Annotated in this window: 11 protein-coding genes; 5 read left to right on the top strand and 6 right to left on the bottom strand. The window is 39.9% G+C overall.

What is annotated here, in order from left to right; all coding sequences use genetic code 11:
* Positions 1-16: 16 nt before the first annotated feature.
* The 3 genes from DC498_RS01265 to DC498_RS01275 all read left to right on the top strand — a co-directional run bounded on the left by DC498_RS01265 (position 17) and on the right by DC498_RS01275 (position 1,606).
* Positions 17-565 carry an inorganic diphosphatase gene (locus DC498_RS01265; protein WP_116872302.1) on the top strand — a complete coding sequence of 183 codons (549 nt, stop codon included), beginning with the start codon at positions 17-19 and terminating at the stop codon, positions 563-565.
* Positions 566-745: 180 nt separating this feature from the next.
* Positions 746-1,240 carry an RNA polymerase sigma factor gene (locus tag DC498_RS01270; RefSeq protein WP_116872569.1) on the top strand — a complete coding sequence of 165 codons (495 nt, stop codon included), beginning with the start codon at positions 746-748 and terminating at the stop codon, positions 1,238-1,240.
* Between the two features lie 9 nt (positions 1,241-1,249).
* Positions 1,250-1,606: a hypothetical protein gene (locus DC498_RS01275; RefSeq protein WP_116872303.1), complete on the top strand. Its 357-nt coding sequence runs from the start codon at positions 1,250-1,252 to the stop codon at positions 1,604-1,606.
* Between the two features lie 123 nt (positions 1,607-1,729).
* On the opposite strand, the gene DC498_RS01280 is transcribed toward DC498_RS01275, so the two are convergent.
* Positions 1,730-2,359, bottom strand: coding sequence for a hypothetical protein (locus DC498_RS01280; protein ID WP_133176727.1), 630 nt, complete (start codon positions 2,357-2,359; stop codon positions 1,730-1,732).
* A 121-nt stretch (positions 2,360-2,480) separates the two neighbouring features.
* Positions 2,481-4,892, bottom strand: a complete 2,412-nt coding sequence (locus DC498_RS01285; protein WP_116872305.1) for a 3-hydroxyacyl-CoA dehydrogenase/enoyl-CoA hydratase family protein — start codon at positions 4,890-4,892, stop codon at positions 2,481-2,483.
* 113 nt (positions 4,893-5,005) lie between these two features.
* On the opposite strand from DC498_RS01285, the gene DC498_RS01290 reads away from it, so the two are divergent.
* Positions 5,006-6,316 (top strand): glycerate kinase type-2 family protein, encoded by a 1,311-nt coding sequence (locus tag DC498_RS01290; RefSeq protein ID WP_165813713.1) that lies wholly within the window; start codon positions 5,006-5,008, stop codon positions 6,314-6,316.
* 58 nt (positions 6,317-6,374) lie between these two features.
* On the top strand, positions 6,375-7,721 hold the full coding sequence (locus DC498_RS01295) for an FAD-binding oxidoreductase (RefSeq protein ID WP_116872307.1): 1,347 nt from the start codon (positions 6,375-6,377) through the stop codon (positions 7,719-7,721).
* Positions 7,722-7,868: 147 nt separating this feature from the next.
* Here the strand turns inward: DC498_RS01295 and DC498_RS01300 are convergent, their stop codons facing one another.
* The 4 genes from DC498_RS01300 to DC498_RS01315 all read right to left on the bottom strand — a co-directional run bounded on the left by DC498_RS01300 (position 7,869) and on the right by DC498_RS01315 (position 13,333).
* Positions 7,869-8,792, bottom strand: a complete 924-nt coding sequence (locus DC498_RS01300) for a DUF4249 family protein (RefSeq protein ID WP_165813714.1) — start codon at positions 8,790-8,792, stop codon at positions 7,869-7,871.
* A gap of 1 nt (position 8,793) precedes the next feature.
* A complete protein-coding gene (locus tag DC498_RS01305) occupies positions 8,794-11,151 on the bottom strand; it encodes a TonB-dependent receptor (protein WP_165813715.1) in 2,358 nt (785 codons plus the stop codon).
* 210 nt (positions 11,152-11,361) lie between these two features.
* Complete coding sequence (locus tag DC498_RS01310) at positions 11,362-12,300, bottom strand: aldo/keto reductase (RefSeq protein ID WP_116872570.1); 939 nt, start codon at positions 12,298-12,300, stop codon at positions 11,362-11,364.
* 10 nt (positions 12,301-12,310) lie between these two features.
* Entirely contained in the window at positions 12,311-13,333 is a 1,023-nt protein-coding gene (locus DC498_RS01315; protein WP_116872310.1) for an aldo/keto reductase, read from the bottom strand.
* Between the last annotated feature and the right edge of the window lie 28 nt (positions 13,334-13,361).

The following is a 13,361-nucleotide window of genomic DNA, read 5'->3' on the forward strand; positions in this document are numbered from 1 at the left end:
AAAAAATATTTTCTTTATGATGACAGTATTACACCCCTGGCATGGCGTTGAACCCGGCGACAATGCACCACGTATTGTTAACGCGGTAATAGAAATTCCGCAAGGATCAAGGCAGAAATACGAAATTGACAAACCAAGCGGTTTGCTTAAATTAGACAGGGTGATATACTCTTCATTCTATTACCCAACCAACTATGGGTTTATTCCTCAAACTTATGGTGATGATAAAGATCCTTTGGATATACTGGTGATTTCAAGCCTTAGTATTCAGCCGTTATGCCTTGTGCAGGCTAAAGTGATTGGCGTAATGCAGATGATTGACAGCGGAGACGCTGATGATAAGATCATTGCAGTTGCCAACAATGACCCTGGTGTAAACTACATCAACAACATTGAGGAAATGCCGAAGCACTTTTTTAGTGAACTGCGCCAGTTTTTTGAAGAATATAAAAAGCTGGAAAATAAAACCGTTAGTGTAAACGAGTTCCAGGATAAGGCAACAGCCCTAAAAATTGTAGAAGAAGCTATTGTTTTTTATAAGCAGAATTTCGGCGGAAAAAAATAGCAGCAAAAATCAAAAACAATATTATCTCCATTTTATTTTGTGGAAATGGAGATAAGCTGCATCTAAACATTAATAACATACTTTCCTGTTTTGATTGCTTCTCAATCCAACCATATAACAGATGCCGGCTTATTAGAGCTTTACCATAAAGATGGTAACAATGAATGGCTTGGGATCCTTATGCAGCGATACACGCTGCTGTTATACGGTGTATGCATGAAGTACCTGAAAAATGAAGAAGAAGCGAAAGACGCCGTACAGCAGATTTTTTTAAAAGCTATTTCAGAATTGCATAAGTACCAGGTAACTTATTTTAAAAGCTGGCTGTATATGGTAGCCCGAAACTATTGTCTTATGCAATTAAGAGACAAGGGCAAGAACGCCGTTCCTGTTACAGAAAGGATGGTAATTTCTGAACCTGAAGAAATTGACCCGGTTATACTGCACAGGCAAAAAGACGAGACACTTGAAGCAATGGAAGAGGCCTTGCAGGAACTGAATGAGGATCAAAAAAAATGCGTATCTTTTTTCTACCTGCAAAAAAAATCATATACTGAAATAGCGGATATTACAGGCTATACGCCTATGCAGGTAAAAAGCTATATTCAGAACGGTAAGCGGAACCTGAAAATCATCCTGGAAAAAAAATTAAAGCAAAAGGGAACAGAAAGATAATGAAGGTTTATGAACAGTGATTTGTTTAACATATTATCGCAATCAAAAGATATTGACCAGCAGAAGTTGCTCGACTATCTGCAGGATAAACTTTCCCCGGAAGAAAGACATGAAATAGAAAAGCTACTGGTAGATGCGGACTTTGAAAGTGATGCCACTGAAGGATTATCCAGTGTAAAAGATAAACAACAATTACCTGTGATAATGAATGAGCTGAATAAACAGCTTGTTCAGAAATTATCTAAACGCCGCAAAAAATCCATTCTCAAAAAACCTCTTCCGAATATTTTAATACCGGCCGTTGCTACAATCATCATCCTGTTGCTGATAATGATGTTTTATTTATTGTTGAGGAAGTATCTTTAAAAACGCCAACAACGCACTATTACTGGTTTGTTGTTTGTAATTTATAGTTGGCAAAATCAGTAACGTTAAAATTACAAACCATAAACTACAAATCCGGCACCTGCAACCTGTTTCCTGGTTATATTAATTTACACTATCCCGCCTTTTGTTCAGCCATAACCCCATTGTTATGTTAGAAATAATTGTAGGAGCAATACCAATCTTTGAATAATATTGGCCCGAAGCATTTACATCCGTTGATTTACCAATCCTGCAACCCGGCCCTATATACAAATCAAGGCTAATGCGGTTTTTGTAATTGCGTTGAAAGCCCCAGGCTATACCAATATTATGCACTAGTCTTTTTCTTGTTTCATCATAATAAGCATCAGATATAGCCACATCTGTAATGGATGGTATATACACAAATGAAAAATAATTCATGTTGTTGAGAGAGGTGGTATATCCCTTATCAGTCCGCCTTTTTCCATTATAGTAATAACGGTATGCCGCTTCAATACCCGGCACAAGATTAAAATAAAAATTACTGCCAAAATTTGATGAATAAGAAAATGCAAAATCTGGTGCCAGGTACGCTCCGGCAACCAGTGTTTGCCTGTAACCTATTCTCTTTTCATAACTTACACCAGGTGCAATAATATTAACCTTAAAAACATTTTCTGCGTCAGGAGCATCTGTCTGCGCCATCGCTTTATCAACTATTAATTGACCAATTAGCATACAAGCTATTGACCAGATCGTAGCACACCTCATAACACTGATATTTTATATTCAATATACCCTGTTAATACAGGAAGGTTAACTAAGATTTGGTATTAGTTTGTGGTTTATGGTTTGTGGTTTACATAAACTATAAACCACAAACCTCTGACCATTAATTCCTCACTGGCTTCCCTCCTTTCAACACACTCTGTATACGCTCCAGTGTTTTCTTTTCACCGCAAAGGCTGAGGAATGCTTCTCTTTCCAGGTCTAATAAATATTGCTCACTTACTAAAGAAGGTTCGCTGAGGTCGCCGCCGCACATTACATAGGCAAGTTTTTTTGCTACCACGCCATCATGTTCTGTGGCATAATTGGCACGCTGCATTCCGTTGATGCCCGCATACAATGCGCCCAGCATCGACCTGCCTCTTACCAGTATATGTGTACGCTGTACCGGCATAGTATAACCATTATCATATATTTCTATCACGCTGTTTTTAGCGGCTGCAATTCTCCTGTCTGGATTAATAATTACTTCATCATGGCCTTTTCTCAATATACCCAGGTCAAATGCTTCAAAAGCGCTGGTAGATACTTTAGCGGTAGCTATAGTTAAAAAACGATTTTTTAATGGAATAGTATCTGGCTCATCTTCCTGCAATTCATCAGCAGCGCGCAATACAAATTCTTTTGTGCCTCCACCTCCCGGTATCAATCCTACCCCAAGCTCAACCAAACCAATATATGTTTCAGCGGCAGGCATTACTTTATCACTATGCAGGCTGAGTTCACACGCACCGCCTAAGCTCAATGCATGTGGGGCAACCACCACGGGAATGCTGGAGTATCTTGCACGCATCATCGTATTCTGAAATGCACGCACAGCCATATCCAGTTCATCAAATTCCTGCTCTACTGCAAACATAAATATCATACCCACATTAGCACCTGCTGAAAAATTCTGCGAATCATTTGCTATTACAAGCCCTTTATATTTTTCTTCTGCTAATGCAATGCCTTTATTAATACCTTCCAGCACCTCCCCTCCTATTGTTCCCATTTTGGTATTCCACTCCAATCCCAATACATCATCACCCAAATGATATACATTCGCAGCACTGTTTTTCCAGATGGTTTGTCCCACAAAATTCTTCATCACTATAAAAGCGCTTTCCGCTCCTTCCGCAACAGTTGACAGATAGTTGCTCATTGCCGGAGAATAACACCATTTCTTTCCTTTCTCAATTTTATAGAAAGAAGTATTGCCTTTTGCAAGCATATCATCAACCCAGGCTGCTACAGTAAAGCCTGCATCTTTCATTGCCTTTACTGTTTTTTCAACGCCCAATATATCCCATGTTTCAAAAGCGCCTATCTCCCATCCGAATCCTGCTTTCATTGCATCATCAATCGGGTATATTTCGTCTGAAATTTCGGGTATTCTGTGCGAGATATAAGAGAATAGACTGTAATGAAACCGGAGATAAAATTCACCTGCTTTATCCTGCCCGCTAACGAGCATCTTTATGCGTGTCTTTAAATCATCCATTGGTTTTGCAGCTTCAACACCTGCGAACTTCGGCTTTTTACGCGGTTCGTATTCCATTGTTTGCAGGTTCAGCACCAATATTTCTGAAGCGCCGCCGGCGCCTTTTATTTTCTTAAAAAAGCCCTGTCCTGTTTTATCTCCTAACCATTTGTTGGCAACAATTTTTTCGAGCCATGCAGGTATAGTAAAAATTTCTTTCGCTTCGTCGTTGGGACAGTTATCATGCACGCCAACCGCCACTTTTACTAATGTATCTATCCCTACCACATCTGCTGTACGGAAAGTTGCAGATTTAGGCCTGCCAAATATCGGGCCTGTCAACGCTTCTACTTCATCAATGCTCAACCCAATATTATCCATTATTTTAAAAATAGACATGATACTGAACACTCCTATCCTGTTAGCTATAAATGCAGGAGTATCCTTACAAAGCACTGTTGTTTTGCCAAGAAACAAATCACCATAGTGCATTAAAAAATCCACGACTTCTTTATCAGTATATGGTGTGGGAATAATTTCAAGCAGCTTCAGGTAACGCGGTGGATTAAAAAAATGCGTTCCGCAGAAATGCTTTTTAAAATCTTCACTTTTCCCCTCCGCCATCATGTGTATGGGGATACCTGATGTGTTTGAAGTAATAAGCGTTCCCGGCTTACGGTATTTATCTGCTTCTGAAAGCACAGATTGTTTTATATCCAACCTTTCTACCACTACTTCTATTACCCAATCATAACCGGCAATATCTTTCATGTTATCAGTAAAGTTGCCGGTCTTTATTTTCTTTACCGCGTCTTTGGTATATACCGGCGAAGGATTTGATTTTATCGCGGCAGCAAGCGCGTCATTCACTATCCTGTTTTTTACTGCTGTAGTTTCCAGTGTAAATCCTTTGGCTTTTTCAGCATCGTTCAATTCTTTTGGTGCAATATCAAGCAACAAAACAGGTACACCAATTCCTGCAAAATGGCAGGCAATTCTTGAACCCATAACGCCTGAGCCAAGCACCGCTATTTTTTTAATGACACGTTTCATGTGTATATTTTTACAAAATAGTTAGCTAAACAACTAATTTATTCCGAAGGTAATATAAAATTGTTGTAGAATGAAACGTGATGATGCTTTAAAAACTAATGTTAATTTCGGGTATGTCACGTAAGGATGCAACGGAAATATTCCTGGCAGGAGTAGAAGCTGTAAAGCCGGCTAATTTTATACCCGCACATATCAGCATTGATGATCAGTACTTATATATCGGGTCATCAGATATGCTTCATTCTTCTTTAAAGAATATATACGTTGCGGCGGCGGGCAAAGCCGCCGCCGCAATGGCACTGGAAACAGAAAAAATATTAGGTGACCTCATTACAGAAGGGCTTGTTGTTACAAAATATAAACATGCGCTTCCATTAAAAAAGTGCAGAACAATTGAAGCCGGGCATCCTGTACCTGATAACAATAGTATAACAGGCGGAAATGAATTATTATCTCTTTTCAAAAAAGCCGGGAAGAATGATTTGATCATAATGCTGGTAAGCGGCGGCGCATCGGCGCTGGTTGCAGATTGCCCTCCGGGAATCAGCCTGGGCGATATTCAGCAAACCGTTCAGCTGCTGTTAGGTTGCGGAGCGTCTATTGATGAAATAAATACGCTACGAAAACATTTGTCTTTACTGAAAGGTGGACAACTATTGAAGCATACAGAGGCGACTATTGTATCGCTTATCCTGAGTGATGTGCCCGGCGATGACCTTTCAGTGATTGCAAGCGGACTAACGGTTGCAGATAACAGCAGCTTTGAAGATGCCGGGGAAATTATAGTGAAATACAGATTGACTGATAAACTCCCATCAGGCATTCGCCAATGGTTACAAAAAGGCGTTGAAAAATTAATACCTGATACACCTGAACCCGGAGATGAAATTTTTAAAAAAGTAAATAATATTATTGTCGCCAATAATGACATCGCTTTGCAGGCAGCGGCGCAAAAAGCGAAACGGCTTGGTTATGCTGCACAAATAGTTCCAGAACAGCTATCAGGTGAAGCGGCGAATAAAGCAATAACCTTTATAGCGCAATTGAATACGCTGGGAAATAAAGAAAAGATATGCCTGTTATGGGGTGGCGAAACAACTGTAACATTAAAAGGCAGGGGCAAAGGCGGAAGAAACCAGGAGTTTGCCCTGGCGGCTTTGTGCGCTACTGAAAAAAATAATAAAACCAGTTTAAAAAACATTACGATACTTTCTGGCGGAACAGACGGTACAGACGGACCTACCGATGCAGCAGGTGCTGTTATTGATGAACAAAGCCTTTTGCAAACTACGCTTAACCCTTGTGACTATCTTGCCAGCAACGACGCTTACCATTTTTTTAAACAGGCAGGAGGGCTCTTAATCACAGGGCCAACACAAACCAATGTGATGGATATTGTCATAGGATTAATAAATCCTGTATAAGTAGTATAAATTAGCAATATCCTCCTGCATATATTAATTTTGCGCAATCAAAATAATTATGATTACAGAGCACCAGGAACTGTTGGCTGGCTGGGGCAATTACCCTGCAACAAAAGCATTAGTGGCTAACCCCCGTTCTGAAAAAGAATGGAAGGAAATAGTAAATCACGGAAATATTATACCCCGCGGCTTGGGAAGAAGCTATGGCGACCAGGCCATTAATGAAAACAAGCATGTAGCGGTAAGTACCTGTATGCATCATTTTCTCAGATGGGATGAAACTTCGGGTGTACTTGAATGTGAGGCAGGAGCAAGCCTTGAAGAGATCATTACCACATTTGCACCACGCGGCTGGCTGCCAATGATCTGCCCGGGAACAAAATTTGTTACCATTGGTGGCGCTATCGCAAACGACATTCACGGTAAAGCGCATCATGCGGATGGATCGTTTATCAACTGCGTGATTTCATTCACTATTTTATTGGCGAACGGAAATATAGTTACCGCATCAAGAGATGACAATGCGGATCTGTTTATAGCCAACTTTGGCGGACTCGGCTTGCTTGGCGCCATACTAACGGCAAAGATCAGGCTAAGAAAAATTGAGACAACATACTTCAGGCAAAAATCCATCAAGGTTAAAAACCTTGAGGAAATGCTTGCAGCGGTAGATCAATACAAGGATTATAATTATTCCGTTGCATGGATTGATGCTATGGCTACAGGCACTCAACTGGGCAGAGGAGTTTTAACCGTTGGCGAGTCCGCAAAACTCAGTGAGCTAACTCCTGAGCTGCAAAAAGATCCTTTAAAAATTCACAAGATTTCCAAACTAAGTGTTCCATTCTTTTTGCCTGGCTTTGTGCTGAACAATTTTACCGTGCGTATACTTAATGCTTTAATTTCTTTTGTACAGAATTCACCCAAAGAATTTGTGCATTATGAAAAATTCTTCTTTCCGCTTGATATGATCAATAACTGGAACCGCGGGTATGGTAAAAGAGGGTTTATACAGTACCAGTTTGTTATACCCGAAAAAGGCGGCGCTGAAACATTGAGGAAAATCCTGGAGATGATTGCCAATAGCGGTTGTACACCATTTTTAAATGTATTTAAAAAGATGGGAGACGGACAGGGCATACTATCTTTTCCTTTTAATGGTTATACACTGGCGATAGATTTTCCTGTAACTAAAGCGTTAAAGCCTTTTACCCGCCAATTAGATGAAGTAGTATTAAATGCAGGCGGAAGATTATACCTCGGTAAAGATTCTATGCTGGACAGGGAAGTATTCCAAAAAATGTACCCGCAGTATAAAGAATGGATTGCGATTAAAGCAAAGTACGATCCCAATAATGTTTTCACCTCTGATATTTCAAGAAGATTGGGATTGGAAGCTCGATGATTAATTTGAAAATGAGGGGAGAATGTGGAAGTGTGAGAATGTGGAAACGCTTATCCCGGTTATATTCAATATATGATATGGTAGTGTTATGGCCTGTATATATTCTACAGTACCGCTTCCCTTTTCTTTGGAAAGGCAGGTTAGGCTTTACTTTACCACTATTGTCTTCCCGCTCAAGCTAAACCCGCTGAAACATCCTATCACATCATCTCCTGTTATGGTATTATCCAACATTACGGGCGTAGAAAAAGGACCGGCATTATCTTTTGCTTTATTAAAGCTGTTCCAGAAATTATATACGCTGCGTTCAACACTTACCAGGTAATAATCTACTTTTTCCTTAATAGCAAAATCAGCAGAAACAACAACATTGAGGTATTGACCATTAATAAGATCATCTGTAGCATTTATAAACCTGCCTGAACGTAGCCCACCCCATCCAAAATTATTGCGGTTATCATCACTGCGGGAATAAACCAGTTGAGCATTACCAAGACTATCGGGGTCCTTATAATGCAAAGTAATCATCGCCCTTTCCTCATTTTTATCCGCATCAATAAAATGATTTTCACTCGACAACCTATCCAGGTTTACCGGAACGGGCAGGTAAGTAACAGCAGTATATATATTCCCATCTACTTCAATTCTCAGCAAATAATATTTACCCGGTTTACCCAACAGTGCATTAGAGGTATCTGTTATCAATCGTTCATCAAAATAAATACCATTTGAAATAGTGCGGGAGCTTATGTTTATAGTAGCAATATTTCTTTCACGCAAAATCACTGCGTTATCTTTATCCCATGCAATGCTGTTATCGGGTTGCAGCGTTCCTTCTGTTACCGTAACTTTTGCACCATAAACAGGAAGATTTTCAAGAGTGGTAGAATAGTAATCCTGGCTTCTGCTTAATACAACATAGTTGTATTCTTTCATTTCATTATTAATATAGCCCTCAACGATCAGCATTGGCTTGTTGGATTGTATTTTAATATCAAAATCCCTTTCGCAGGATACCAGTTGAAACTGCGCAACGATAATCATCACTATATACAATATCTTTCTCATCATCTTAAAACTTAAAATTCCATGTAACAGAAGGCACAACAGGAAACAGAAAAACCTTCTTCCCCTTGATTGCTTTCTCATCCTCATCTACCGTCATGTAAATAAAATATGGATTATACCGGTTATACAAATTGTATATGCTAAAATTCCAACTGCTCCGGAATTGTTTTGTACTGTTTGGCTTTGGTGTGTAGATAAATGATATATCCATGCGGTGGTAGGCAGGCATCCTGTAATCATTTATTTTATCATATTGATTGATATTGGTGAATATCACTTCATTTCGCTCTGCATTCCGCCCGATACTATAGGCAAACCTTCCTGTAGGCATTGTTACAGCATTACCGGTTCCATATACAAACACACCGGATACTTCCCATTTTCGCCCCAAAGGATAATTTACCACCACACTCAGGTCATGTGTTCTGTCGTAGCGGTAAGGAAAAGTTTTTCCTTTATTCATCTCCGGGAAATTGCGCTCTGCGCGACTAAGCGTATAACCAACCCAACCTGTAAGCTTCCCTGCTTTTTTCTGTAAAAAAAGCTCTATGCCGTATGCTCTGCCAGTTCCAAAAATCATTTCATTTTCAATGTTCTGATTCAGCAATAGCTGGGCGCCGGGCTTAAATTCCAATTGATTACTCATGGTTTTGTAATATGCCTCCGCACTCAGTTCATAGCTGCCATTTTTCAATTCTTTAAAATAGCCTGCCGCTACCTGGTATGCTATTCCGGGTTTAATGAGTTTGCTCGCCGGCGTCCACAAATCGCTGGGAAAAGTTGCCGCACTGGTTGTAGCAAGATGCAGGTACTGTATGGTGCGTGCATAAGACAATCTCAAACTTGCATTATTTTCTAATTTGTATAATGCGCTTATGCGGGGTTCGGGATAATGATACCTGGCAATGCTTTCCCCTTTTTCATATTTTTCCGTTTCGCCGGTAGGTACGCCTTCCCTGGTGTATATAGATTGTTCGGTTGGACCTACCTGGTTAAAGTAACTATAACGTATACCCGCAATTATATTTAATGAAGATGACACATTGATGTCTGCACTTAAATAGGCCGCAGCTTCTCTTGCATGGCGGTCGCTTACCTGAGATTTAAACTCCTGCATACCTGCATTAGATGCACCCGCACCGGGTTTAAAACTATGCAGGATATACTGCAATCCCCATTTCAATTTTAACCTTGCATCAGAGGTATAAGTCCAATCGTTTTTTACCTGGTAGTCGTTAAGACCGGAACTAAAAATGAACCCTGAAGCACCAAAATTTATCCTGCTGTCAAGATCAAAATTATTATAGATAAGCGCCAGCTCCTGTTTCAGACCCGGGCTTACCTGTTGTTTCCAGCTTAGCCCAGCAATGGTATTTCCCCACAATACATCAAACATTCTTTCTTTGCCTATATCTTCTTTATTTATGTAAGAAAATTTATCGCGGCCTTTATAAAAAGTAAAGTTGATGTTGTTGTTTTTATTGATATAAACGTTAACTTTTGTATTGACATCATAAAAATAATAGCCGTTGTTGCCTATGCTGTCCTTAGCAAAAACTTTGGCCAATTGATCTGCATATGTCCGCCTTGCACTTATGATAAAAGATGATTTTCCTTTTACCAATGGACCTTCAAGCGAAAGCCTTGAAGAAAGTAATCCAATACCCCCACTTGCTTTTACGGAATCTTTATGTCCGTCTCTTGAGTTAACGGTGATCACACTGCTCAATCGCCCTCCATACTCAGCGGGTATTCCTCCTTTCATGACTTCTACGTTCTTAACAGCTTCGCCATTAAAGACACTGAAGAAACCCAGCAAATGGTTGGGGTTATACACCGTAATGCCATCAAGTAAAACGAGATTCTGATCCGGACCTCCCCCTCTCACGTAAATACCTGCGCTTGCATCTCCACCACTTTTTACACCAGGTAATAATGTTATTGTTTTCAAAGGATCTATTTCACCCAAAATAACAGGCAATTTTTTTAATTGGGTTATACCTATTACCTGTGTACTCATTTGGTTACGGTGAACAGAACGATTTGCCGTAACCATCACTCCCTGTAATACTTTGTTTTTTGTATTGAGCTTTACCAACAATATTGTGTCAGTTATAAGATTAACTGAAAACTCCAATGAATGATAACCAACTGCACTTATTTTTATTTTATACTTTCCCTGTTCAAGCAAATTGAGGAAAACACTGGATGAATCAACTACAATAAGTTTTTTATTTATACTAAGGGTTGCATTGGGCTGCGGAACATTTGCAGAATCTGTTACCTGAATAGTAAGCCAGTATTGTTGAGCAGATATAGTTTGCCCGGCAAGCAATGCACATACAACAAGTATTTTTCTCATAAGCCGGGACATAGTTCAGGGATAAATTTTGGGAGCATTCTAAAGTAAGTAATATTCCTAAGAAAAAACCCGTTACAGCGACAAATCCGTTGAAAATTTGAGGTAAATCAAGTATATAAATGCAATAACCGGGGAGCAATATTGTTGCGCTTAACCGCAGACCTGCAGCATATTTTTTTATTTTTCCCTAAATCGTTCTTTTCCTGTAGTTTATACCAGTGTATCAAAATAGGTAGCCATCTTTATCCGTCCTTTTTCATCCGGCAGTTTATTGTAGCCGGCTTCCATATTGTCTGCCGCGTGTGTAGGATTTGAAGTGCCGGGTATAACGCAGGTTACCGCGTCATGGGAGAGTATATATTTCAGGAAGAATTGCGCCCAGGATCTGATATCATAATCTGCCGCCCACGGCGGTAATGCTTTCCCTTTTACTTTATTGAATAACGAGCCGGATTCAAAAGGCTCGTTGATAATAACAGCTATACCATTATCCTCCGCGGCTTTTAATAAACTATTTTCCGCGTTACGAATACCGATGGAATAATTGAACTGCACAAAATCAACAGCCCCGGTTTTAATGATTTGCTCTAACTGCCGGTGTGCAGTAGCTGTATAATGCGTAATGCCGATATAACGAACAACTCCTTCTTCTTTCCATTTCTTTAAAGTACGAATATGTGTTTGCCAGTCTACAAGATTATGCACCTGCATCAAATCCATTTTAGTTCTTCGCATTTTGCGCATTGATGCTTTCATCTGCGCAATACCTTCCTGTTCTCCTTTTGTCCATACCTTTGTGGCATAAAAAAACTTACCTGCGTGTTGTATTTCACTGGTAAGTTCTCCTATAGTTGTTTCTGATCTGCCATACATAGGAGAAGAATCAATCAACCTGCCTCCTTTTTCATTCACTGTTTTCAATACTTCCTTCAATGTATTTCGTTCAGGAGAACCGGCAGCAATATCAAATTGTATCCACGAGCCTAAGCCTACAACCGGCAATAATTCTCCTGTGGAGGGAATAGCACGTTTCATCATAACGCCGGTTTCATATAGGTATTTGGCCATGGATGCCGTGCATAAAGAAAGACCTGCACCAGTTGTACCAAGTAATTTGATCATTTCTCTTCTTGAAAGTACAGGCTTCATATTCATCGCCTTAATGTGCATTCCTGTCTACGCCCTGCCTATGCAGCATCCACCCGGGGTACTCGGAAGGAAGTTTGCTTATTTCATCTAATTTTTGCAGTTCATCTTTTGTGAAAGTTATATCAACCGCTTTCAGGTTATCTTCTAACTGATCTGTTTTTTTAGCGCCAATGATCACCGTAGTAACCACAGGTTGATGCAATAACCATGCAATGGCAAGCTGTGCAACAGAAACATTTTTTTCTTTTGCTATAGCCTGTAACACATCAATGATATCAAAAGCCCGTTCTTTATTCACCGGTGGAAAATCAAAAGTAATCCTCCTTGAGCCTTGTTCTGCTTCCCCGATTCGCATATACTTACCGCTTAAAAAACCACCTGCCAGCGGGCTCCAGACCATCAACCCCACCTTCTGGTCCGTAAGCAGGGGCACAAGTTCTCTTTCAAGGTCCCTGCCTGCAATAGTATAGTATGCCTGCAACGATACAAAAGCTGATTTATGATTATATAATGAATAGTTTAGCGACTTCATCAATTGCCAGGCAGCCAGGTTACTACAGCCTATATAACGAACCTTGCCGCTTTGCACAAGCCTGTCTAAAGTATCAATGGTATCTTCCAATGGCGTTTGGGCATCGTAGCCATGTATCTGGTAAAGATCAATATAATCGGTATTTAATCTAAGCAGGCTTGCTTCTATTTCTGTATAGATATGCTTACGCGTGAGACCAATATTATTTGGTCCCGGCCCCATCTTTCCTCTCACTTTGGTAGCTATTACAAGATCATCACGGTTCAATCCCAAATTTCGTATAGCCCTGCCTGTGATCTCCTCCGACAATCCTTCTGAATACACATTAGCGGTATCAATAAAATTAATACCTGCATCAACTGATCTTTTTACAAGATCATCAACAGACTGTTGCTCAAGTGTGCCTATTGCTGTCCACATTCCCTTTCCACCAAAAGTCATTGTTCCGAGACATAATTCGGAAACCTTTAATCCTGTATTACCTAAGATTTTATACTTCATGGCATCGTATTTTATAAATTACCTGTAT

It is taken from the genome of Terrimonas sp. (genome assembly GCF_003075435.1).
Lineage (GTDB): Bacteria > Bacteroidota > Bacteroidia > Chitinophagales > Chitinophagaceae > Agriterribacter.

Coding starts and splice junctions, on each gene's coding strand:
- DC498_RS01265 (WP_116872302.1), top strand. CDS start 17: ATGATGACAGTATTACACCCCTGGCATGGCGTTGAACCCGGCGACAAT.
- DC498_RS01270 (WP_116872569.1), top strand. CDS start 746: ATGCAGCGATACACGCTGCTGTTATACGGTGTATGCATGAAGTACCTG.
- DC498_RS01275 (WP_116872303.1), top strand. CDS start 1,250: ATGAACAGTGATTTGTTTAACATATTATCGCAATCAAAAGATATTGAC.
- DC498_RS01280 (WP_133176727.1), bottom strand. CDS start 2,359: ATGAGGTGTGCTACGATCTGGTCAATAGCTTGTATGCTAATTGGTCAA.
- DC498_RS01285 (WP_116872305.1), bottom strand. CDS start 4,892: ATGAAACGTGTCATTAAAAAAATAGCGGTGCTTGGCTCAGGCGTTATG.
- DC498_RS01290 (WP_165813713.1), top strand. CDS start 5,006: ATGTCACGTAAGGATGCAACGGAAATATTCCTGGCAGGAGTAGAAGCT.
- DC498_RS01295 (WP_116872307.1), top strand. CDS start 6,375: ATGATTACAGAGCACCAGGAACTGTTGGCTGGCTGGGGCAATTACCCT.
- DC498_RS01300 (WP_165813714.1), bottom strand. CDS start 8,792: ATGATGAGAAAGATATTGTATATAGTGATGATTATCGTTGCGCAGTTT.
- DC498_RS01305 (WP_165813715.1), bottom strand. CDS start 11,151: ATGAGAAAAATACTTGTTGTATGTGCATTGCTTGCCGGGCAAACTATA.
- DC498_RS01310 (WP_116872570.1), bottom strand. CDS start 12,300: ATGAAGCCTGTACTTTCAAGAAGAGAAATGATCAAATTACTTGGTACA.
- DC498_RS01315 (WP_116872310.1), bottom strand. CDS start 13,333: ATGAAGTATAAAATCTTAGGTAATACAGGATTAAAGGTTTCCGAATTA.